The 21,727-nt window shown below is 60.0% G+C and carries 18 protein-coding genes; 13 read left to right on the top strand and 5 right to left on the bottom strand.

Features of this window, described 5'->3' with window-relative positions:
* The 8 genes from nifH to AC11W3_RS05785 form a co-directional block, all read left to right on the top strand.
* Positions 1–704, top strand: a 704-nt coding sequence (gene nifH, locus AC11W3_RS05820; RefSeq protein WP_484092633.1) for a nitrogenase reductase, incomplete at its 5' end; no start/stop codon positions are given.
* Between the two features lie 162 nt (positions 705–866).
* On the top strand, positions 867–2,306 hold the full coding sequence (gene nifD / locus AC11W3_RS05815; RefSeq protein ID WP_484089474.1) for a nitrogenase molybdenum-iron protein alpha chain: 1,440 nt from the start codon (positions 867–869) through the stop codon (positions 2,304–2,306).
* Positions 2,307–2,447: 141 nt separating this feature from the next.
* Entirely contained in the window at positions 2,448–3,911 is a 1,464-nt protein-coding gene (nifK, locus tag AC11W3_RS05810) for a nitrogenase molybdenum-iron protein subunit beta (RefSeq protein WP_484089475.1), read from the top strand.
* Between the two features lie 191 nt (positions 3,912–4,102).
* On the top strand, positions 4,103–6,859 hold the full coding sequence (locus AC11W3_RS05805; RefSeq protein WP_484092632.1) for a bifunctional nitrogenase iron-molybdenum cofactor biosynthesis protein NifEN: 2,757 nt from the start codon (positions 4,103–4,105) through the stop codon (positions 6,857–6,859).
* A gap of 114 nt (positions 6,860–6,973) precedes the next feature.
* On the top strand, positions 6,974–7,363 hold the full coding sequence (nifX, locus tag AC11W3_RS05800) for a nitrogen fixation protein NifX (RefSeq protein ID WP_484089103.1): 390 nt from the start codon (positions 6,974–6,976) through the stop codon (positions 7,361–7,363).
* A gap of 119 nt (positions 7,364–7,482) precedes the next feature.
* The gene (gene fdxB / locus AC11W3_RS05795; RefSeq protein WP_484089102.1) at positions 7,483–7,746 is read left to right on the top strand and encodes a ferredoxin III, nif-specific; all 264 of its coding nucleotides are present in this window, start codon (positions 7,483–7,485) and stop codon (positions 7,744–7,746) included.
* A 326-nt stretch (positions 7,747–8,072) separates the two neighbouring features.
* Positions 8,073–8,405 (top strand): NifB/NifX family molybdenum-iron cluster-binding protein, encoded by a 333-nt coding sequence (locus AC11W3_RS05790; RefSeq protein WP_484089101.1) that lies wholly within the window; start codon positions 8,073–8,075, stop codon positions 8,403–8,405.
* Between the two features lie 46 nt (positions 8,406–8,451).
* Entirely contained in the window at positions 8,452–9,249 is a 798-nt protein-coding gene (locus AC11W3_RS05785; RefSeq protein ID WP_484092631.1) for an NAD(+)--dinitrogen-reductase ADP-D-ribosyltransferase, read from the top strand.
* 58 nt (positions 9,250–9,307) lie between these two features.
* Here AC11W3_RS05785 and draG read toward each other — a convergent pair whose 3' ends face one another.
* Positions 9,308–10,207 (bottom strand): ADP-ribosyl-[dinitrogen reductase] hydrolase, encoded by a 900-nt coding sequence (draG, locus tag AC11W3_RS05780; RefSeq protein WP_484089232.1) that lies wholly within the window; start codon positions 10,205–10,207, stop codon positions 9,308–9,310.
* Positions 10,208–10,720: 513 nt separating this feature from the next.
* Here draG and AC11W3_RS05775 point away from each other — a divergent pair.
* The 5 genes from AC11W3_RS05775 to AC11W3_RS05755 all read left to right on the top strand — a co-directional run bounded on the left by AC11W3_RS05775 (position 10,721) and on the right by AC11W3_RS05755 (position 16,971).
* Positions 10,721–11,623 (top strand): radical SAM protein, encoded by a 903-nt coding sequence (locus AC11W3_RS05775; RefSeq protein ID WP_484092630.1) that lies wholly within the window; start codon positions 10,721–10,723, stop codon positions 11,621–11,623.
* Between the two features lie 2 nt (positions 11,624–11,625).
* A complete protein-coding gene (locus tag AC11W3_RS05770) occupies positions 11,626–12,426 on the top strand; it encodes a GNAT family N-acetyltransferase (RefSeq protein ID WP_484089234.1) in 801 nt (266 codons plus the stop codon).
* A 65-nt stretch (positions 12,427–12,491) separates the two neighbouring features.
* Positions 12,492–13,304: an electron transfer flavoprotein subunit beta/FixA family protein gene (locus AC11W3_RS05765; RefSeq protein WP_484089235.1), complete on the top strand. Its 813-nt coding sequence runs from the start codon at positions 12,492–12,494 to the stop codon at positions 13,302–13,304.
* Between the two features lie 16 nt (positions 13,305–13,320).
* Positions 13,321–14,628: an FAD-binding protein gene (locus tag AC11W3_RS05760; protein ID WP_484089236.1), complete on the top strand. Its 1,308-nt coding sequence runs from the start codon at positions 13,321–13,323 to the stop codon at positions 14,626–14,628.
* 366 nt (positions 14,629–14,994) lie between these two features.
* Entirely contained in the window at positions 14,995–16,971 is a 1,977-nt protein-coding gene (locus tag AC11W3_RS05755) for a (Fe-S)-binding protein (RefSeq protein ID WP_484089237.1), read from the top strand.
* A gap of 123 nt (positions 16,972–17,094) precedes the next feature.
* Here the strand turns inward: AC11W3_RS05755 and AC11W3_RS05750 are convergent, their stop codons facing one another.
* From AC11W3_RS05750 to AC11W3_RS05735, 4 genes are all read right to left on the bottom strand, one after another.
* Positions 17,095–18,603, bottom strand: a complete 1,509-nt coding sequence (locus AC11W3_RS05750) for a S10 family peptidase (protein WP_484089238.1) — start codon at positions 18,601–18,603, stop codon at positions 17,095–17,097.
* A 167-nt stretch (positions 18,604–18,770) separates the two neighbouring features.
* Complete coding sequence (locus AC11W3_RS05745) at positions 18,771–20,246, bottom strand: DUF3443 family protein (RefSeq protein ID WP_484092629.1); 1,476 nt, start codon at positions 20,244–20,246, stop codon at positions 18,771–18,773.
* Positions 20,233–20,700, bottom strand: coding sequence for a DUF2844 domain-containing protein (locus AC11W3_RS05740; protein ID WP_484089240.1), 468 nt, complete (start codon positions 20,698–20,700; stop codon positions 20,233–20,235). The genes AC11W3_RS05745 and AC11W3_RS05740 overlap by 14 nt, the downstream gene beginning before the upstream one ends.
* A gap of 359 nt (positions 20,701–21,059) precedes the next feature.
* The coding region (locus AC11W3_RS05735) for an OmpH/Skp family outer membrane protein (RefSeq protein WP_484092628.1) at positions 21,060–21,727 on the bottom strand (668 nt) is incomplete at its 5' end.

Below are 21,727 nucleotides of genomic sequence, written 5' to 3'. Positions count from 1 at the left end.
TCATGGACCTGGTACGTGAACTCGGCACCGTCGAGGACCTGGAACTGGAAGACGTTCTGAAAGTCGGCTACGGCGATGTCAAGTGCGTCGAGTCCGGCGGACCGGAGCCGGGTGTCGGTTGCGCAGGACGCGGCGTCATCACCGCCATCAACTTCCTGGAAGAAAACGGCGCCTACACTGACGATCTCGATTTCGTCTTCTACGATGTCCTCGGCGACGTCGTCTGCGGCGGGTTCGCCATGCCGATCCGCGAAGGCAAGGCTGAAGAGATCTACATCGTATGCTCCGGCGAGATGATGGCCATGTACGCCGCCAACAACATCGCCAAGGGCATCCTGAAGTACGCGACCTCCGGCAAGGTCCGCCTCGCAGGCCTCATCTGCAACGCCAGGAAGACTGACAAGGAGTACGAACTGATCGATGCCCTCGCCAAGAAGCTCGGCACCCAGATGATCCACTTCGTCCCCCGCGACAACCAGGTGCAGCGCGCCGAGCTTCGCAGGATGACTGTCATCGAGTACTCCCCCGAGCATCCCCAGGCACAGGAATACCGCACCCTGGCCCAGAAGATCGCCGACAACAAGATGCTGGTGGTTCCGACTCCGCTGGAGATGGAAGAGCTCGAAGACCTCCTCATGGAGTTCGGCATCATGGAGGCCGAGGACGAGTCTATCGTGGGTGTGGCCGAGGCTGCTGCCGTCTAATCTATCCGCTACCGCCGTGAATGGCGACGGGACAGGAAGTCCCCCTTGTTAAAGGGGGATTTAGGGGGATTTGCTTTTTGGTAGCAGAGGCAAATCCCCCCCCGCCCCCCTTTGACAAGGGGGGAGTTAGGCCCGACCGCCACGGTTTACAAGGAGTCATACATGTCTGAACTGAAGAAGAAAGTAGAGGGGATCACCAAGGAATCCACCCAGGAGATGATCGACCATGCCATGGAGATCTATCCTGAGAAGGCCAGGAAAAAAAGGGCGCCGCATCTGGCTCCCAACGAAGGGGAGGGGGCTTGCGTCAAGTCGAACCGCAAGACTGTCCCCGGCATCATGAGCGCCCGCGGCTGCGCCTACGCTGGAGCCAAAGGGGTGGTCTGGGGCCCGATCCGCGACATGGTCCACGTCTCCCACGGTCCCGTCGGCTGCGGCTGGTACTCCTGGGGTACCCGGCGTAACCTGATGACCGGCATCAACGGCGTCAACCAGTTCGCCATGCAGTTCACCTCGGACTTCCAGGAAAAGGACATCGTCTACGGCGGCGACAAGAAACTGAAGACTCTGCTTGCCGAGGCCCACGATCTCTTCCCGCTCGCCAAGGGCATCTCCGTCCTTTCCGAGTGCCCGGTAGGCCTCATCGGTGACGACATCAACTCCGTCGCCAAGGTCGCCTCGGCCGAGCTGGACATCCCGGTCATCCCCTGCAACTGCGAAGGTTTCCGCGGGGTTTCCCAGTCGCTTGGTCACCACATCTCCAACGACACCATCCGCGACCACATCATCGGCACCCGTGAGTTTGCCGAGCCCGAGACCCCGTACGATATCGCCCTGATCGGCGACTACAACATCGGCGGCGACGTCTGGAGCGTCAAGCCGCTCCTCGAGGAGATCGGCCTCAACGTGAAGGCTGTCTGGACCGGCGACGGCGAACTCGAGAAGATTGCCGCCACCCACAGGGTCAAGCTGAACCTGATCCACTGCTACCGCTCAATGAACTACATGTGCCGGGTCATGGAAGAGAAGTACGGCATCCCCTGGCTCGAGTTCAACTTCTTCGGACCGACCAAGATCAGGGAGAGCCTGAGGAAAATCGCCGAGCACTTCGACGACGTCATCAAGGAGAAGGTCGAGGCCGCCATCGCCAAGTACGACCCGATCATGCAGGCCGTCATCGACGAGTACCGCCCGCGCCTGGAAGGGAAGACGGTCATGCTTTACGTAGGCGGTCTCAGGCCCCGTCACACCGTCAACGCCTACGCAGACCTGGGCATGACCGTGGTCGGCTCCGGTTACGAATTCGCCCACGGCGACGACTACGAGAGGACCTCCCCGGAGATGCCGGAAGCAACCGTCATCTACGACGACGCCTCCGAACACGAGCTGGAAGAGTTCGTCAACACCCTGCGCCCCGACCTGGTCGGCAGCGGCATCAAGGAAAAGTACCTCTTCCAGAAGATGGGCATCCCCTTCCGCCAGATGCACAGCTGGGATTACTCCGGTCCCTACCACGCCTACAACGGCTTCCCGATCTTCGCACGCGACGTCGACATGGCCATTAACAGCCCGACCTGGAAACTGGTAAAGGCGCCGTTCTAAGCGCAGAGGAAGATTGTGATTAAGACCATGATGTCCAGTTGCAGCTCACGGACCTCGACCGCAAATCAATCTCGATCTTAATCTCAACCTGATTTTCATCGCTGTCTGACGGATTAGTCAGCGGCCGAAAGGAGTACTAATATGACTGCAGATACTGCCGTGAAATACGTAACCGAGATCCCTGAAGACGAGGTCAAGCGCGTCTCCGAGTGGATCAACACCGAGGAGTACAAGGAGAAGAACTTCGCCCGCCAGGCGCTGGTGATCAACCCGCCGCATGCCTGCCAGCCGCTGGGCGCCGAGCTCGCCGCCCACGGTTTCGAAGGGACCCTTCCCTTCGTCCACGGTTCCCAGGGGTGCGCCTCCTACTATCGCTCGACCTTCAACCGTCACTTCCGTGAGCCTGCTCCGGCGGTATCCGACTCCATGACCGAGGACGGCGCGGTGTTCGGCGGGCAGAACAACCTGCACGAGGCTCTGGAGAACGCCTACCAGATCTACAAGCCGAAGATGATGGCGGTCTTCACCTCCTGCATGCCGGAGGTTATCGGCGACGACCTGACCGCCTTCATCAAGAACGCGAGGAACAAGGGGATCGTGCCGGAGGACTACCCGCTGCCCTACGCCAACACCCCGAGCTTCAACGGCTCGCACGTCCACGGCTACGACGCCATGCTCCTCTCCATCCTGCAGACCCTGACCGCAGGGAAGCAGGTCGAGGGACGCTGCACCGGCAAGCTGAACCTGATCGCCGGCTTCGACGCCAACACCGGCAACTACCGCGAGTACAAGAGGATCCTCAAGGAATTCGGCATCCCCTACACGCTTTTGGCCGACATCACCGAGACCTTCGACTCCCCGCTGGACGGCACCTACCGCCCGTACCCGGGGGGCACCAAGCTCGAGGACGCCGCCGACTCCATCAACGGCAAGGTGACCATGACCGTCGGTCCCTACGCGAGCGCCAAGACCTTCGCCTGGATCAAGGACAACTACTCCGGCAAACACGTCTCCCTGCCGACGCCCTTCGGTGTCGAGAAGACCGACGCGCTGCTGCTGAAACTCTCCGAGCTCTTCGGCAAGCCGATCCCCGAGTCTCTCAAGGCCGAGCGCGGCCGCGCAGTCGACGCCATGACCGACGCGCACCAGTACATGCACGGCAAGAAGTTCGCCCTCTACGGCGACCCCGACTACTTGCTGGGATACATCTCCTTCCTGCTGGAAATGGGGGCGAAACCGTACCATGTCCTGTGCAGCAAGGGGACCAAGAAGGTTGAGAAGGAGATCCAGGCACTGCTCGACTCCTCCCCGGACGGCAAGGGGTGCAAGATCTACATCAACAAGGACCTCTGGCACATGAGGAGTCTGCTGATGACCGATCCCGTCGATGCCATCATCGGCGATACACACGGCAAGTTCGCCGCAAGGGACGCCAATATCCCGCTCTTCAGGTTCGGCTTCCCGATCTTCGACCGCGTCAACCTGCACCGTCAGCCGCTGATCGGCTACCAGGGCGCCATCAACATGGTCACCACCATCTGCAACAAGTTCATCGAAGTAAGGGACGAGACCTGCGACGACCGTCACTTCGAGATGATGAGGTAAAGGCTAAAAGCAGGGGCTAGGGTCTAAAAGCAGGGGCTAGGGGCTAGGGATTAGGGGCTTAAAATCAGTCAAAACATCTAGTCCCTAGTCCCTAGTCCCTAGCCCCTGATTCACCCCTAGTCCCTAGTCCCTAGCCCCTAGTCCCTAGCCCCTGATTCACCTGATTCAAAACCCTCAAAGGAGAGGAGCTCATGGCAAAACCGGATTGGTACGACGCAACTGAATGTGAAACTCACGACGCGGGGGCCCCGAAGTTCTGCAAGAAGTCGGAACCGGGGGAGGGGACGGAAAGAAGCTGCGCCTATGACGGCGCACGCGTGGTCCTGATGCCCATCACCGACGTGATCCACCTGGTCCATGGGCCCATCGCCTGTGCCGGCAACTCCTGGGACAACCGGGGCGCGCGCTCCAGCGAATCCCAGCTCTACCGGCGCGGCTTTACCACCGAGATGCTGCAAAACGACGTCGTCTTCGGCGGCGAGAAAAAGCTTTACCGGGCCATCCGGGAACTGGCAGCCCGCTATCCGGAGGCAAAGGCCATCTTCGTTTACGCAACCTGCGTCACCTCGATGACGGGCGACGATATCGAAGCGGTCTGCACGGCGGCGGCAGAAAAGCTTTCCCTGCCGGTCATCCCGGTCAACACCCCGGGCTTCATCGGCGACAAAAACATCGGCAACCGTCTGGCAGGCGAGACCCTGCTGAAATACGTGATAGGCACGGCGGAGCCCGAGTACACCACGGACTACGACATCAACCTGATCGGCGAGTACAACATTGCGGGCGACCTGTGGGGGATGCTGCCGCTCTTCGACAAGCTCGGCATCAGGGTCTTGTCCTGCATCAGCGGCGACTCCAAGTTCGAGGACCTTCGCTACGCCCACCGGGCCAAGCTGAACGTCATCATCTGCTCCAAGAGCCTCACCAACCTCGCCAAGAAGATGCAGAAGAACTACGGTATCCCCTATGTCGAGGAGTCCTTCTACGGCTTGACCGACGTGGCCAAGGCCCTGCGCGACATCGCACGCGAACTTGACGACGTGGTGAACGGCCTGGAGAAGCGGACCATGCAGGACCGCGTGGAAAAGCTGATCGCCGAAAGCGAAGCGTCCTGCCGGGAGCTGCTGGCGCCGTACCGCGAAAGACTGGCAGGGAAGCGCGCCGTCCTCTTCACCGGTGGGGTCAAGACCTGGTCGATGGTCAACGCCCTGTCGGAACTGGGCGTCGACATCCTGGCCGCAGGCACCCAGAATTCGACCCTTGAGGACTTCTACCGGATGAAGGCGCTGATGAACAAGGATGCCTCCATCATCGCTGACACCAGCACGGCGGGGCTCCTCTCGGTCATGTACGAGAAACTCCCGGACCTTATCGTGGCAGGCGGCAAGACCAAGTTCCTGGCTCTCAAGACCAAGACTCCGTTTCTGGACATCAACCACGGACGCTCTCATCCTTATGCCGGGTATGACGGCATGGTCACCTTCGCAAAGCAGCTTGACCTCACCGTCAACAATCCCATCTGGCCGGTGCTCAACGCGAAGGCGCCGTGGGAGAAGGATGCCGACGAGCTGGAGGCGGACCTGCTAGAGGTCTCGGCGCACGCCGAGCGACTCGCTGCGGAAGACATGAAGCAGTGCCGGGTGAAGGTGCCGGTCAAGAACGCCACGGTGAACCCGCAGAAGAATTCGCCGGCGCTCGGTGCGACCCTGGCCTATCTCGGGATTGACGGGATGCTCGGCCTGCTCCACGGAGCGCAGGGGTGCTCGACCTTCATCAGGTTGCAGCTCTCCCGCCACTTCAAGGAATCGATCGCCCTCAACTCGACCAGCATGAGCGAGGAAGCCGCGATCTTCGGGGGGTGGGAAAACCTGAAGCACGGGCTCAACCGGGTCATGGAGAAATTCAAGCCTGCCGTGGTCGGTGTCATGACCTCAGGTCTGACCGAGACCATGGGCGATGACGTGAGAAGCGCCATCGTGAAGTTCCGTCAGGACCATCCGGAGCATGATGAGACCCCCGTGATCCACGCCTCCACCCCGGACTATTGCGGGTCGATGCAGGAAGGGTATGCCGCAGCCGTTGAGGCCATAGTCGCCTCCATACCGGAAGGCGGGACCACGGTTAAAGGGCAGGTCAACATCCTGCCGGGTTGCCACCTGACTCCTCTCGAGGTAGAGGAGATTGCCTCGATCTGCGTCGCTTTCGGGCTTGATCCAGTGGTCATCCCCGACATCTCGAACGCCCTCGATGGCCATATCGATGAGACCGTCTCGGCACTTTCAGTGGGAGGCGTCAAGGTCGAGCGGATACGTTGGGCAGGCAGAAGCGAGGCTACCCTTTATTTCGGCGACTCCCTGGCAGATGCCGCCCAAATCCTCGAGGAGAACTTCGGCATCCCCCGTTACGGGTTCACCTCCATCACCGGTCTAGCGGAGACCGATGCACTTATGACAACCCTGTCCGCGCTCTCGGGCCGGCAGATTCCGGTGAAATTCAGGCGCTGGAGAAGCCGCTTGACCGATGCCATGGTCGACAGTCACTACCAGTTCGGGTTGAAGAAGGTGGCACTGGCACTCGAAGCCGACCATCTGAAGGGGATGACCCGATTCCTGGCGGGATTGGGTTGCGAGATACAGGTCGCCATCGCCGCAACCAGAACCCGCGGGCTCGCCTCTCTCCCGGTGGATCAGCTTTTTGTCGGGGATCTGGAGGATCTGGAGCAGACGGCGGCAGGGGCGGATCTTCTGGTGGCAAATTCCAACGGAAGGCAGGCCGCCAAGAAGCTGGGGATCAATGCACATCTTAGGACGGGGATGCCCGTATTCGACAGGCTCGGCTCCCATCACAAGATGTGGGTTGGCTACCAGGGGACCACGAACCTGGTCTTCGAGATCGCCAACATCTTCCAGGCCAATGCCAAAGAAGCACAGAAGCTGGCGCACAACTAGGATACTTCTCGCCCGTCTGTCTTCATTTCCACGCCCCATGAGGGAGAGGGTTCGAGAGGGCGGTGGGAGAAGGGAATACAGAGAGCAGGCAATCAGCCTATAAAAGGAGCTGCTATGAAAATCGCGTTTACTACTAAGACCGGTGAGCTTATTGATCTGCACTTTGGCCAGGCTGATTCATTCCATATCTGGGAAGTAGGGCCGGACGAAGCTGCTTATGTAGAGACAGTCAGTGTCGCCGAGCACGGCAGTGATGAGGAAGACCGTATCGCTGCACGTGCCGCCATCCTCTCTGACTGTGCCATCGTCTACACCATGCAGATCGGCGGACCGGCAGCGGCAAAACTCGTTGCCCGGCACATCCACCCCATGAAGACCAATGTGGAAGTGACCCTCAAGGAGTCGATCGAGCGCATCCAGGAGGTGCTGAAGGGCAATCCTCCGCCGTGGCTGCGCAAGGCTATGAACAAGGGGCAGAGCGGGTCGTTCCTCGACGAGGACTAAAGCTGTCGACATACCATGTAGGAGCGCCCTTCCGGGCGCGATTGGCCGCGGTTCGCGCCCGAAAGGGCGCTCTTACGACCACAAAACTATTTCACCAACAACGATAAAGGAGAATGGAAATGGCTTTCATCACCGGTTTGACCAAAAACGGCAAAGAGTGGACCCCGGAGTTTATCGTCTCCATTGACGAAGAGACCTGCATCGGTTGCGGCCGTTGCTTCAAGGTCTGTGCTCACGATGTTCTCAGTTTTGAAGAAGTGGACGAAGATGATTCCGCCAAGATGTTCATGAAGGTCGATAACGCCGGCAACTGCATAGGCTGCCAGGCCTGCGGCAGGACCTGCTCGAAGAAGTGCTTCACCTTCCAGCCCGTCCTGGCCTAGCACTAGCTACTGGCGAACCCCCTGGAACAGTGTGGTAGGAGCGCCCTCCAGGGCGCGAACACTCGTAGGAGCGCCCTCCCGGGAATCCGACTGCTGTTCGCGCCCGGGAGGGCGCTCCTACCAATCTGGCCAAAGCGCCGATCGCCCTTCCCGGGACGACGCGCCAGACCTTCACGTCCCCCCTTTAGCAAAGGGGGGGCAGGGGGGATTTGCCTTTCCGCAGTCACACCGTTTCAAATGGAATGACGGTACTTCCCGGCCCGTTCACCCTAAGCACGTATAGCGTCTGATGGTAGTTACAGAATCTGCTCTCAAGGAGGCCAAACATGTTATTCGCAGTTGCTTCCAAGGATGGTAAAGAGATTAACCAGCATTTCGGCCACGCCGAAAGGTTCCTTATCTACGAGGTTGAAGGCGACTCTGTGAGGCTGGTGGACGAGCGTGAGGTTGAACGTTACTGCCGCTTCGATCCCGATCATCCCTTGCGGACCCACACCCTCCAGGAAACTGCCGATGCCCTCAGGGGGTGCCGTGCTGTCGTCTGCTCCATGATGGGTGAGGCCCCGAAAGTCGAACTGGAAAGGCTGGGTGTTGAACCGTTCGTGATCGAGGGGGAGATTGCCAGGACCCTGACCGACCTGGCTAGGGTGCTGGAATAGATTTAACTTCTGCTATTTGATTTGCTTCACGACGAGGTGATGCCCCATGGATAATCCTTCCTTCAACCACTGCAACCTTCCGCCATGGGTCATCGCCTCCCGCCACTTCAACGACAACCCGCAGCCCTTGGAGATCCAGGGAGTCCGCGCGGCCAATCGTTTCCTCTTCGAGAAGCTCGATGCTCTCTCCTCGTGCGAAGAACGCGCTGCCATCTTCAACGACTACATGTCCGTCAAGTTCCAACTGCACCAGTGGCAGAACCAGGGTACGGCAACCGCACGAAAGAGCTTGAAGAACAGTTACCTGCGTTTTCTGCGGGGCTGGATGATGGATTCTAATTCGCCGGAGGGAGCGGTTTTGAAGGGGTGGGTGGAAAGCCGGATGGGCCTTGCTCCGACCTTTCACCACGTCAGGATCGCGGGGATCCACGACGAGGAGTACCTGCAGTACGCGGTGGATAGGACCAAGGGGAGTGCGCGCACCTCGGCCATAAACTCGCAATTGGATCTCCTTTACGAATACTGCCAGTACGAACTGGCGAAGCGCTATCCGGACCGGAAGCAGCTGACCCTCTATCGCGGCACCTTCGAACGCAGCGAGCATGATGTCCTGGAGACCCTCTCGAAGCGGGAGGAAATCGTCAGGCTGAACAATCTGAACTCTTTTACCACGGATGAGGAGCGTGCCTGGGAGTTCGGCTTCATCGTCTGGAAGGCGGAGGTGCCACTGTCGAAGATATTCTTCTTCAGCGAACTGCTTCCCAACTCGATCCTGAAAGGGGAGGGTGAATGCCTCGTCATCGGCGGCGACTACAAGGTTAAGCGCTTGCTCTGCACTATATGACCTTCCCGGATCGGTGGAAAAAGCCTGAATTACTCAAGGAGGTTTTGTCGGCATAACATTACTGCATCAAAGGCGACAGTCGAACAAGCTCTTCTGCAAGTTCTCTCAGCTCCGCCAGTAGCTTCTTATCCAGTTTTTTTACCCACCTCGATGGAATATTCTGATCTCCAAAGTACGCACCGGCCAGCGCGCCCGCAATCGCGCCGGTCGTATCGGCGTCGCCTCCCTGGTTTACCGTCTCGACCACACACCACTCGAAAGATCGCGCCCTGAAAAAGCAGTGAAATACAGTCTGCATGGTATCGACGACATACCCTGTGGCAAGGCCCTTGTAGGGATCGAAGCAAAAGGTGGGGTACTCCTCTATCAGCTGCTGGGCCTCCCGCCGCATGCGGTTCATCGAACGCCCGTTGATGGCCAGGTGCAGCAGACGGCCGAGGTTTATGCAGGCGGCGTCGGAGAGCACGTGATTATGCGTGATGTGTCCTTGCTGAACCGCGTGATTCTGAAGGAGGGCATCTTCTCCCAGGGTGAAGAGGGCAACCGGAAGCATCCGCATGGCAGCGCCGTTGCCGCCATCCCACTCGTTAGGGGGAGTCTCCAGTGTTCCTTTCAGCATGTAGTTTCTGATACCGCGCCGGCAGGTGTCCCCGACGTCGATCGGTTTCGACTTGAGCCACGAGGCGAGGTTGTCGGCAATCCCCGTGAGAGACCATCCGCCAGCTTTTACAATGGCCCGGGCGAGGCAAAGAGACATCTCGGTGTCGTCAGTGACCTGGCCCGGCTTGAGTCTCAGCCAGCCGCCACCCACCATCTCCTTGAGCACGCCATACTTGGTCACTATCTCGCCGCGAGTCATGAACTCTACCGGTGCGCCCAAGGCATCACCGACGGCCAGACCGATAAAGGCACCACGTGCCCGAGACAGTACCTCTTCTTTGAATGCTGTGGTGGGCATGCGGGCGTTGCTGCAATATGCAATCCATCTTCAATCTTTAACTACAACCATCTCCCATTGCTTCTGCATTTGCCGGCCTAAAGCAGGAGCCAAAGCGGATCTGCGCCATCCTCAGTCAATAGATCCCCGAATTCCTCTGTTTCTTGTGAGTCGCAAGACCCTGCAAGCATAACCGTGCTAGCAGGGCGGACCTCGGAGCTGTGCCTAAAAAATAGTCTCTCCATGCGTATACGATGCATCGGCTGCTCCCTCAAAGACGCCGCTTCTTCTTCCCGGCAACAAGAAATAGTGCTCCCGTGAGGGCCGTAAGTTCCCTCAATCTACGTGATCCTCTGCCTCATCCGCTTTAGTTGATCATCAACCGTGGAAGCTGGCACGCTAAATGCTCATGAGAGATCATCGGATACAACGAGGTATCTGAAAATGAGGCAACGATGCCCGGCGGTGAGAGTACTCCCGTCGGGTTTTCTCGTTTCTGGGGACCCGAGATCACTGCGGCAAAAGGAGGAACTGATGGCTTCATCATGCAGAAAAATGGAGAAGATCCAGGGGCACCCATGCTTTGGGGGAAACCATCACAAGAACGGCAGGATGCACCTTGCGGTGGCTCCGAAATGCAACATCAAGTGCGGCTACTGCACGAGGCGCCACGACTGCGCCAACGAATCACGACCCGGCGTGACCAGCAGGCTTCTCACCCCTTCGGAGGCAATCGGCAGGGTCCGCGAGGTGATGGCGAGTCCGATCACCGGGCCCATCATCAAGGTCATCGGGATAGCCGGCCCCGGTGACCCGCTCTACAACGACGAGACCTTCGAAACGTTCAAGCTGGTGGACGCCGAGTATCCCCAACTCATCAAGTGCCTGAGCACCAACGGACTGCTGTTGCCTGACAAGATGCCGCTACTGAAGGAAATCGGCCTCCACAGCCTGACGGTGACGCTCAATGCCCTCGATCCGCGCGTGGGGGGGAAGATCTACTCCCACGTCTACTATGAGGGTGTCAAGTATTCGGGAGAAGAGGGCGCGGCACTGTTGCTCATGAACCAGCTGGAAGGAATCCGGCAGGCAGCCGATCTCGGCATGACCATCAAGATCAACACGGTCGTCATCCCGGGCGTGAACGACCAGGAGATTCCGGCGATTTCGAAAATGGTGAAGGGACTCGGGGCGTTCGTGATGAACATCATGCCGCTGATCCCGCAGGCGGACTTCGCTCACGTTTCGCCGCCGTCCCCGGAGAGGCTGGAGGAGCTGCGGCAGGCCAATGAGAAGATCATCGGGCAGTTCAAACACTGCAGGCAGTGCAGGGCGGATGCCGTAGGCCTGATAGGGCAGGATCAGGCGGTGGCGGCACCTGAGGCCCATGCGGCTGCCGAGCCGGGCCAGGAACTGCTATTCGCACATACGGCCTAGTTATGGCCGATCCCTTTCTGGACAATGACATCGCCCCCTTTCTTGCCATGGCTGTCGACGAGGGGTGGATCTGCGAGAGCTGGGAACTCGACTTCCTGCTGCGAAACTTCCCGCAAGGTTGCTTCGTCTACCGGGAAAGGGGGAAAGCTCTCGGCTACATCACCTCGATCAGCTACGGCAAGAGCGGCTGGATCGGAAACCTGCTGGTGCACCCCGATGCCCGCAGGCGAGGCATCGGAAGATCGCTGATGGAGTCCTCCTGTTGCGCCCTCCTTAAAAATGGGGTGGAAACCGTCTGGCTCACGGCCTCCGAAAAAGGCGTCGACCTCTACCGAAGGCTGGGCTTCGTCCCCGTCGACCACGTCTATCGATGGACTGGCAAGGGAAGGGCGGGCAACGGCCCGAGGCCGACTCTCGATTTCCAACTGGTGCGTGAGGTTGATCGGCAAGGCTGGGGCGAAAGACGGGACAGCCTGTTGCAGCTCACCTGCTGTTCCCGCGGGAAGGTCTACACCAGCTCGGGCGGCTTTATCTGCTGCCAACGCTGGGACGACGGTATCCAGATCGGCCCATGGGGCTCCCTGATCCCCCAACAGGCAGGGGGGCTTCTGGCCCAGGCGCTGGCCGGGACCCGGGGGCGGGTCTTCCTCGATGTGCCCGCTGGCAATCGTACTGCGACCGCTCTGCTGAAGGAAAACGGCTTCACCGTAAAGGGAAGCAACGTTCTCATGTACCTGGGTGCGGAACCCCTCTATCAGCCGGAAAATGTCTTTGCTCTCGCCAGTATGGGGAGCATGGGTTAAGCAGTACTTGAAGGTGGCAAGACTGTAACAACGAGGAGTGATCAGATGGAACAAAGGAGGGCAGCATGATCGTTGTCGCCTGTATCAAGCAGGTGCCGGATACCACACAGGTCCAGATCGACCCGGTGACCAACACGCTGGTCCGGGAAGGGATTCCCTTCATCATCAACCCCTACGATACCCACGCGCTGGAGGAAGCCCTGCGCCTGAAGGACGGCCACGGCTTCAAGGCCGTCGCCCTCTCGATGGGCCCGCCAAACGCCGAGGCCGCGCTGAGGAAGGCGTTGGCACTTGGTGTGGACCGCAGCGTCCTCCTCTCCGACCGGGTCTTCGGCGGTGCCGACACCTTGTCTACCAGCAATGTCATCTCGGCGGCGATCAGGAAACTGGCGGAAGACGAGGAGGTCGGGATCGTACTCTGCGGCAAGCAGACCATCGATGGCGACACCGCCCAGGTCGGACCGGGGATCGCGGTGAGGCTGGGATTCTCGCAGCTCACCCTGGTGGATCGTATCGAGAAGATCGATCTTAAGGCCAGGACCATAGTGGTCCGCCGCAAGCTCGAGGGGCGCTACGAGATCGTCGAGGCTCGTCTGCCGGCCATGATCACCGTGGTCAGGGAACTCAATCGCCCTCGTTACCCTACGGTCCCCATGCGTTTGGCGTCCGCGCACGCGGAGGTCGAGCGCTGGAGCAACGAGGAGCTGAAGCTGGACGTGAACAGCGTCGGGCTGAAGGGGTCACCCACGTGGGTGAGCCGGATCTTTTCTCCCGAGAGGGCCGAGGGAGAGATTGTCGGGGACGGTATGGCCGATCCCGTTGCCGCGGCAAGTCTGCTGGTCGATCGTCTCATCGAGGGAGACATGCTGGCTGTTTAATTGACAGAGGGGAGCCATGAAAGAACCACAGAAACTGAAGAAACCTCGTGGCAAGGCGAGGGTCATCACCGGGAAATGCGTAGCCTGCGGCGCCCGCTGCCAGAGCGCGTGCCCGATCGACGGCGTGGAGATGAGCGAAACGGGCGAGCCTCTCATTGCCGAAGAGAAGTGCATCGGCTGCCTGAAGTGTGTCAAGGCCTGTCCCGCCGGCGCGCTGGAGATGTTCTATACCCCGGAAGAGCTGGAGATACTGGCAGCGCTCTCCCGGCAGGGAGCCGAGGACCTCGACGAGGAGGAGCTGGAGCGCCGCCGCAAGGTCGCTGCCTTTCGCGGAGTATGGGTATTCATCGAACAGAATTCCGGAGAAGCGGCCCGGGTATCCTGGGAATTGACCGGGGTGGGGCGGGAACTGGCGGATTCTCTCGGAGTCGAGCTTTACGCCGTCATCATCGGCGAGAATATCTCCCACCTGGCCGACGAGGCCTTCAGCTTCGGCGCGGACAGCGCCTATCTCATCGACGACGCCGTATTCCGCCAGTACCGCACCGAGCCCTATCTGGAAGCCATGTGTTACCTGATCGACAAGTACAAGCCGGAGGTTGTCCTCATGGGGGCGACCGGCATGGGGCGGGACCTGGCGGGAGCGGTTGCCACCAGGGTCAAGACCGGCCTCACTGCCGACTGCACCGGCCTGGGAGTCGACGATAAAAGGAACCTGATGCAGACCCGGCCGGCGTTCGGCGGCAACATCATGGCCACCATCATGTGCGATCGTTTCCGGCCCCAGATGGCGACCGTCCGTCCGCACGTCATGCCCATGCCCGAGCGCCGGGGCGGTGCCGGCGGAAAGGTGATCAAGGAAACCTTCACCATTTCCGAATCGACCATCTTCACCAGGGTCCTTGAGGTGATCACCGACAAGGGAGGCAAAGACCGTGTCGATGTCGCGGGAGCCGAGTTCATAGTCTCCGGCGGACGAGGGCTGATGGCGAAGGAGAATTTCGGCATGCTCGAGGAGCTGGCCGATCTCTTGGGTGGCGTCGTGGGCGGGTCGCGCAGCGCGGTCGATGCGGGGTGGTTGCCGCAGGACCGGCAGGTTGGCCAGACGGGTAAGACGGTACGGCCGAAGATCTACATTGCCTGCGGCATATCCGGCGCCATACAGCACCTGGTCGGGATGCAGGATTCCGACGTGGTGATCGCCATCAACAGGGATGCAGAGGCGCCCATCTTCGAAGTCGCCACCTACGGCATTGTCGGGGACCTCTTCCAGGTCGTTCCCGCACTGACGTCGAAGATCCGGGAGCTCAAGGAAGCTCGCTGAGTTAAGCTCCGTTCCCCAGCGGTGTCCGGTTAGGTTTTCGCTTTACCTCTTTCCCTTCCCAATCTTCCTTCGAAACTGCTCCCTCTCCCCATGGGAGAGGGCTGGAGTGAGGGCAAGTGCCACGGAGATACGGGCTTCCCTCACCCTGACCCTCTCCCGGAGGGCGAGGGGGAGTTTGAAATGTGGAGAAGTGGGCAGGTGCAAGTAGCTAACCGGACAACGCTGTCCGTTCCCCCCCTTGCGAAGGGGGGACAGGGGGGATTTGGTTTTCTGATGATCGGTGATCGGTACGTACGTCCAGCTTCCCCCAACCCCTGCCCCCCTCCCTCAAGGGGAGGGGGGAAACTCTAGTCTCGGGAGTTACCTATGCAACAACCTATATTTACAGCAGTCCTGCTCCTCTCTCTCGGAGCCTTCGCCTTCAGCTGCTACCGCCGGCTCAATCTGGTTACGGTCGGAACAGGTGAATACCGCCTCGATCAGCCCATGGCCCGCCTGCGGGAGACGCTGGTCTATGCCTTCGGCCAAAAGCGCGTCCTGAAGAAGCCCTTCGGCATAAATCACGGCGTCATATTCTGGGCCTTCCTGGTGCTGACCCTCGCTAATGGCGAGTTCCTGATCTCCGGCATCTTCCCCGGCGTCTCGTTCGCACGCCTCCCCGAGGTGATTCATGGGACGCTCTCCTTGCTCTTCGAAATCTGCTCCCTCGCGGCCCTCGTCGCGGTCTGTGTCGCCGCGGTCCGCAGGGTGCTCAATCCTCCCTACGAGGGAGCTCGCACCTTCGAAGCATTCTTTATCCTGTCGATGATCGCGGTGCTGATGGTCGCCTATTTCGGGATGCACGCGGCCGAGATCGCCTTGGGTAAGGCCCCTGCCGGCGCAACCACTCCGGTATCGTCGCTTGCCGCGCTACTTCTTGCCTCGTCTCCTCTGTCGGGTGAGCTTTCGGCGCTACCCGGGGTCTTCTGGTGGATTCACGCAGTCGTCCTGCTGGTCTTCATGAACTTCCTGCCCTACAGCAAGCACATGCATATCCTGACGGCCATTCCCAACGTCTTCCTGCGCAGGCTTGACCGGGTTAACACCCAGCCGCGGGAGGAATTTGTCGAAGGAAAGAGCTTCGGCGCCGCCAGCGTCGATCGCCTGAGCTGGAAGGACCTCCTTGATTCCTTCTCCTGCACTGAATGTGGCAGATGCCAGAACGTCTGTCCCGCCGCCGGCACAGGAAAGGCCTTGAACCCGAGAGTGGTGATTCACTCCATCAAGGAAAGTCTCTTGCACTCCGGTGCGGTCGCCGGCGAGGCTGGCGGGAAGGGCGCCCCGGCAGCCGCTTCATTGATCAAATCGGGAGGGGAGGCTGGCTGCAGCGAGGGCTCTCTCTGGAGCTGTACCTCCTGCGGGGCCTGCATGGAGGCATGTCCTGTCTTCATCGAGCATCTCCCCAAGATAGTCAAGATGCGTCGCCACCTGGTTCAGATGGAGGCAAGGTTCCCCGAGGAGTTGCTGAACCTGTTCGAGAACATGGAGCAGAGATCGAACCCCTGGGGCATGGCGCCCGCGGAGCGGAGCAAATGGTCCTCCCAGCTCGACCTGGCCCCCTTCGAGGCCGGAAAGACGCATTACCTCCTCTTTGTCGGCTGCTCGGGTGCCTTCGATGCCAGGAACAAGCAGGTGACCGTCGCCCTGACCAGGGTGCTGGACGCCGCAGGGGTTTCCTACGGGATCCTCGGCAAGGACGAGAAGTGCTGCGGAGAGAGCGTAAGGCGCCTGGGCAACGAGTATCTCTTCGACCTGATGGCCAGGGAGAGCGTGAAACAGTTCCAGTCGAAGGGGGTAACAAAGGTCATCACCCAGTGCCCCCACTGCTACAACACCATCAAAAACGATTTCCGCCAATATGGTCTTGAGGTCGAGGTGGTTCACCACACGGAGCTGATCAGGAGACTGCTGGACGAGGGAAGGTTGCCGGTGGGGCCGCATTTGAGCGAAGTCGGCAGCGTCGTCTTTCACGACTCGTGCTACCTCGGTCGCCATAATGGCGTCTACGAGGCGCCGCGTGAGGTCATCCGCGAGGTGACCGGGGTACCGGTGACGGAACTCGACAGGGCAAGGGGAAACGCTTTCTGCTGCGGTGCGGGTGGAGGGAGGATGTGGCTCGAGGAGCACGAAGGAAGCCCGATCAACCGCAACCGGGTGAAGGAAGCCTTGGAACTGAAGCCCAAGACCATCTGCGTCAGCTGCCCGTTCTGCATGACCATGTTCGAAGACGGCCTGAAGGAGTTCGAAGGAAACGGAGCCCAGGTCAAGGATATCGCCGAAGTAGTAGCCTCGGCCTTGCAGTAACCCCCCAGATGTACCAGGCACCCTTTGCAGAGGACCCACTCCCTCCGGCAAAGGATCGCCCTCCCCCCATTGCAGGGGGAGGGCGATTATTCTGCCAGCCGGATCCGCCCTGTGATCGATCCCTTACTTCAACTGTTCCTTCAACGTTTCTCTCATAAACTCCGCCACGTCACGCTTTAGCTGGCCGAGGGCCTCATTCTCCAGGTACATCATGTGTCCGGAGCGATAGCGGCGGATGGCGATGTTTTTCCTCAGGGAAGAGGGGAGCCCCAGGTGCGCCATTGTGTAGTCGGTGGCGAAGTGCGGGGTGGCCAGATCGAAGACGCCGGAGGCGACCAGGACCTTCATGTAGGGGTTCTTGGCCAGCGTGTTGCGGAAGTTGTCGCTGGTGTCGGCGTAGCTGTTCTTGGCGTCCCAGTCCCAGTGCCCGATACCTCCCCCGAGGGTGAAATATTCCAGGTCGCTCTGAAAGCCGAGTTCCTCGCGGACATAGGTGTTGAAGGCGGAGGTGAAGGGTGGGCGAATGGTGGTGACGGTCGGGTCGAAGAGGTAGGCTGCGGCCGGGTCGACGTTGGCGGCACTGAAGCGGCTGTCCATGAAACCGACGATCTGGCCGCGGTCGCGGAGGAGTTCGCGCTCGAAGGTCCTGCTGTCGACGCGCAGATTGCGGTTGTCGATGAACGAGGTGCTGAGCCCGGTGAAGCGGGAGAGTTTTTCCACCACCGTCCGGCGCTCTTCAGGCGACAGCCGGTCCCCCTTGTTGAGGGCCGTCTGGTACTCGCCCCCCGCCCATTCCTCGGCAGCCCGCAGGGTCTTGTCCAGGTCGGCCTGCAGGTCGGGCGCCAGCTTCTTGTGATACCAGGCGGTGGCGGTGTAGCTCGGCAGGAAGAGCTGGTAGGGGAGGTCATTGCCGTTGTCGAAGGTGGTGGTCTGCAGGTTCAGGATGGAGGAGACCAGGACCATCCCGTTCAAGGCCACCCCGTGCTCGACCAGGTACTCGGAGAGGCCGGCCGACCTGAAGGTTCCGTAGCTTTCACCGACCAGGAAGATCGGTGAGCTCCAGCGCTCGTTGCGGGTCAGGTAGAGCCTGATGAAGCGTCCCAGGGATTCGATATCCCCGCGGACGGTGGAGAAGTTCTTGGTGAGGTCGGGTTTTGCGGCCCTGCTGAAACCGGTGCCGACGGGGTCGACGAAGACGAGATCGGCCTGATCGAGCCAGCTGTAGGCGTTATCCACCAGCTTGAACGGAGGGGGGGGCATGCTGCCGTCCGGAAGCATCTGCACCCGCTTGGGTCCGATGGCTCCCAGGTGCAGCCAAACGGAAGCGGCGCCCGGTCCGCCGTTGAACATGAACAGCAGGGGGCGCCGCTTCTTGTCATTGGAATCGGAGGTGTAGGAGATGTAGAAGATATTGGCTTCGGTATCGCCGGTATCATTCACCAGCGGCAAAACTCCCGCCGTTGCGGTATAGGCGATCTCCTTTCCGCCGGTCTTTATCCGATGTCTGGTCACAGCCGTCCTGGCCGCGGGCTTTGGCTTCTCGTGATCTCCTTCGTCGCCTTTGTCGGCCGTGACCTCTTTGCCACTAGCGGCGTGACTCTGCGCGGCAGGAACCGGTAGCGCGTACAGCATTACGGCTGTCATCGCAGCCGTAACTAAAAGATATCTCGACAACAGGCACCTCCATCATATTGGCATCACACGGGAATACAGTAACTCAGAGGCGCAATCCTAACTCCTGACACGGTTGATGTCCAGTCCTCTATTGCTTAACGGTCATCTCCTCCACACTATCGCTTTCAATAGGCCACGAAGGGACCGGTGCCAAGAGCCGGCGTCAGCCGGGCATCGTAACCGAAAAAGACATTGCGCCCCATGAAGAACGGCAGGCCCCAATCGAAGCCGAAGGTGGAAGTGCCGGCGATATCGCTGAAAACCTTGTTCCCGGTGCTCACCAGGAAGAGGAAGTTGGAGACGTTGAAGTTGACATCGGCGCTGGGGGATCCGGTGGCTCCGACGTTGGTGGCAAGGAGGGCCCTGGTGACAGGCGGACAATACCATGCGGCATCGGGGGAGGAACAGGTCGGCAGTACCGATGGGGCTTGGTCCGGGATGAAGTACGCGTTTGATCCGGTATCGAGGAAGCTCGTATTGTTCACCGTGAAATAGACGGTTTTGAAGTCGCCGTTAGCGTCGGTGGGGAAGACGTTGACCGAGCCGGGGGTGTTGTTGCTTTGGGTCCCGATGCCGAGGATCATGCTGCCGGTGATGGACGACACGCCACCGGTCGGCACTGACGGCAGCTTTATCTGGATCCCGTTGTTGTCCTGCGACAGGCTGGCCACGGGGTTTTGAACCTGGTTGACGAGCGGAACGGTCGTTTCCGTACAGGTGGAACCACTGCAACTGTAATACATTCCGACGTTCGGATCGGTAGTACACAGCGGCCCGCAGTCTTGGGTAAAGACCCCGACGCCGAGAATGCCGTTGAATCCTGCGGCAACGGGATTGGCATCGGCATTTGAGCAGCCGGCAGGCCGCGTTCCGAAGGTTGAGTCAATCACCTGGATCGGAATCTGGACCGCGGGTTCGCCGCCGAGTCGCACGCTGGCCATCTGGATGGGACCCCACAGTGATGACAGGTCCGCGAAGCGGACACAGCCGGCGAGGGAGCCCGAGCCGCTGGCTACCTGGGTAAGGGTGAGGGCCGGTATCGCGCTCTTGAAGATGCGCAGCCCGAAGCTGCCGGTGTCGAGCAGGATGTCATTGACCGTCTGGCAGGTGGAAGTGCCGGGGTTGCAGACGGTCACGCTGACGCACGCCTTGTTGATGTAACCGGAGGAAGTCGCATCGGAGCAAAGCGAGCCGTTAACCGTTATGGTCATTATGTTGGCATCGGCGGATGGGCCGCTGCCGGTCACCGTGAGGGTTGTCGATCCTGTTACCGTTCCGACGGTGGCGTTGACGGTCGTGGTCCCCGCAGCCACCGCCGTCGCGGTCCCTTTGGATCCGGCTGCGTCGCTCACGGTGGCCACTGCGGGACTGGAGGAAACCCAGCTCGCCGAAGTGGTGAGATCGGCCGCGCTGCCGTTCGAGTAGGTACCCGTTGCCGTGTAATGGAAGACGGTCCCGCTCACGAAGGTGGAGTTGGCCGGGGTGATGCTGATCGAGACCAGGGTCGGTGGAGGGGCAGAACCTCCGCCGCCACTGCAACCGACTGCGAACAACGAAGCGAGGATGACGAGGATACCCGAAATGAGCTTAACGGATTTCATTGGTGGTCACCCCCGTAGGAACAAGTTCCGGAACATAGGCCCGGCCTTGCATGTTACGCATGTGTCCCCAGGTTTCGACGATGACGCGATTGCCCTGTACGTGAGACCTTTTCTGCCCGCGCCTGCGTTTGCTCTGATCGAGGGCCGTACGGTAGTCGTCGCCGTAGCTTCCCAGAAGCGGAGTCAGGTCAGGCTGTGCGACTCCGTTCCAGGCGACCGCAAAAACGACACCGGCCGGGGTGAGGTATTCCCGGACCGTCGTGGCGCTGGAGGTCGACTCCTGGACTGTGTAGTTGGCGTAGGTTGTGGTGGTGCGCAGGACTGTCCGCAAGGCTTTGCGGTCCCTTGCCACGGAATCCGGCCCCTCGCCAAGTGTGGCAAAGGCCTCTCCGGAGGTGAAAAGAGTCGTTGCGAGGAATAAAAGGGAGAGGAAGATCGAGGTTGGAATTCTCATGGCAGCCTCCTTTTTCCAGTCGGCTCGAATTTGACAATTCTATCACGCATCAAAAAGTTACCAACTTGCCTCTGAATGGTGAATGGTGAATGGTGAAGGGTGAAAGGTGAAAGGTGAAAGGTGAAAGGTGAAAGGTGAAAGGTGAAAGGTGAAAGGTGAAAGGTGAAAGGTGAAAGGTGAATGCGGAGAGGTACAGCATGCAGCGGGTACGGAGAGTGCGAAGAGTGCGAGGGGGGGATGGTCTGAAAGCGCAACGGGCGTAGGAGCGGCGTCCCCGCCGCGAACCGAGGTCATTCGCGGCGGGGACGCCAAAGGGAGGTTCGTGGGGAATGGCGGGCAGAAGCTGCCCACCCGAGGGACTACTTTCCTGCCTGTTTCTCGTTAACCACGGCAGTGATCTCCTCGGTGAGATCCTTGGGCTCAAGGGCATCCGAGGCGAAGAGGAGGGCCTTTTCCTCGACAATCGCCGAATAGCCATGGGATTTCGCGTAGCTCGACGTAGCTTTCTTGATCTTCTTGTAAAGGTCGCTGGTAAGCTTCTCCTCCATCTTCTGCATCTCTTCCTGGCTTGACCTTACCAGCTTCTGGTATTCCTCGACCTTCTTCTGGAACTCCTTGGCTTTTGCGGCGCGCTCCTTGCCGGAGAGGGTATCAAGTTTGGCTTCTATCGAGGCTTTTTCCTTCTCGAGTTGTTTCGCCTTGGCCTCGATCTTGGCCTTCAGTTTCGCCGATTTGGACTTTATCGCCGCAGTAGCGGTTTTGCCGCCGGTAGATTCCAGGCCTATCTTGGTCATGTCGACGTATCCGATCTTGCACGGTTCCTTGGCTGCTGCCTGCTCCGGGGCCGCAGCAGGAGTCATGGTCTTGGACGTCGCCGGGGCCGTCGTCGTAGCCGCTGGTGCGGGTGTCGGGGAGACAGGCGCAGGTGCCACGGTGGTGGCAGGGGCCGGGGACGGTCCCGAGGTCGCGGAAGGCTTCGGTTCGTGGGTCTCCGGTGCGGTAGTTGCCGCGAGTGCCTGGCTGGAAA

This window comes from Geomonas sp., from assembly GCF_056994735.1.
This window is presented reverse-complemented; position numbering and strand designations above follow the sequence as displayed.

Coding starts and splice junctions, on each gene's coding strand:
- nifD (WP_484089474.1), top strand. CDS start 867: ATGTCTGAACTGAAGAAGAAAGTAGAGGGGATCACCAAGGAATCCACC.
- nifK (WP_484089475.1), top strand. CDS start 2,448: ATGACTGCAGATACTGCCGTGAAATACGTAACCGAGATCCCTGAAGAC.
- AC11W3_RS05805 (WP_484092632.1), top strand. CDS start 4,103: ATGGCAAAACCGGATTGGTACGACGCAACTGAATGTGAAACTCACGAC.
- nifX (WP_484089103.1), top strand. CDS start 6,974: ATGAAAATCGCGTTTACTACTAAGACCGGTGAGCTTATTGATCTGCAC.
- fdxB (WP_484089102.1), top strand. CDS start 7,483: ATGGCTTTCATCACCGGTTTGACCAAAAACGGCAAAGAGTGGACCCCG.
- AC11W3_RS05790 (WP_484089101.1), top strand. CDS start 8,073: ATGTTATTCGCAGTTGCTTCCAAGGATGGTAAAGAGATTAACCAGCAT.
- AC11W3_RS05785 (WP_484092631.1), top strand. CDS start 8,452: ATGGATAATCCTTCCTTCAACCACTGCAACCTTCCGCCATGGGTCATC.
- draG (WP_484089232.1), bottom strand. CDS start 10,207: ATGCCCACCACAGCATTCAAAGAAGAGGTACTGTCTCGGGCACGTGGT.
- AC11W3_RS05775 (WP_484092630.1), top strand. CDS start 10,721: ATGGCTTCATCATGCAGAAAAATGGAGAAGATCCAGGGGCACCCATGC.
- AC11W3_RS05770 (WP_484089234.1), top strand. CDS start 11,626: ATGGCCGATCCCTTTCTGGACAATGACATCGCCCCCTTTCTTGCCATG.
- AC11W3_RS05765 (WP_484089235.1), top strand. CDS start 12,492: ATGATCGTTGTCGCCTGTATCAAGCAGGTGCCGGATACCACACAGGTC.
- AC11W3_RS05760 (WP_484089236.1), top strand. CDS start 13,321: ATGAAAGAACCACAGAAACTGAAGAAACCTCGTGGCAAGGCGAGGGTC.
- AC11W3_RS05755 (WP_484089237.1), top strand. CDS start 14,995: ATGCAACAACCTATATTTACAGCAGTCCTGCTCCTCTCTCTCGGAGCC.
- AC11W3_RS05750 (WP_484089238.1), bottom strand. CDS start 18,603: ATGCTGTACGCGCTACCGGTTCCTGCCGCGCAGAGTCACGCCGCTAGT.
- AC11W3_RS05745 (WP_484092629.1), bottom strand. CDS start 20,246: ATGAAATCCGTTAAGCTCATTTCGGGTATCCTCGTCATCCTCGCTTCG.
- AC11W3_RS05740 (WP_484089240.1), bottom strand. CDS start 20,700: ATGAGAATTCCAACCTCGATCTTCCTCTCCCTTTTATTCCTCGCAACG.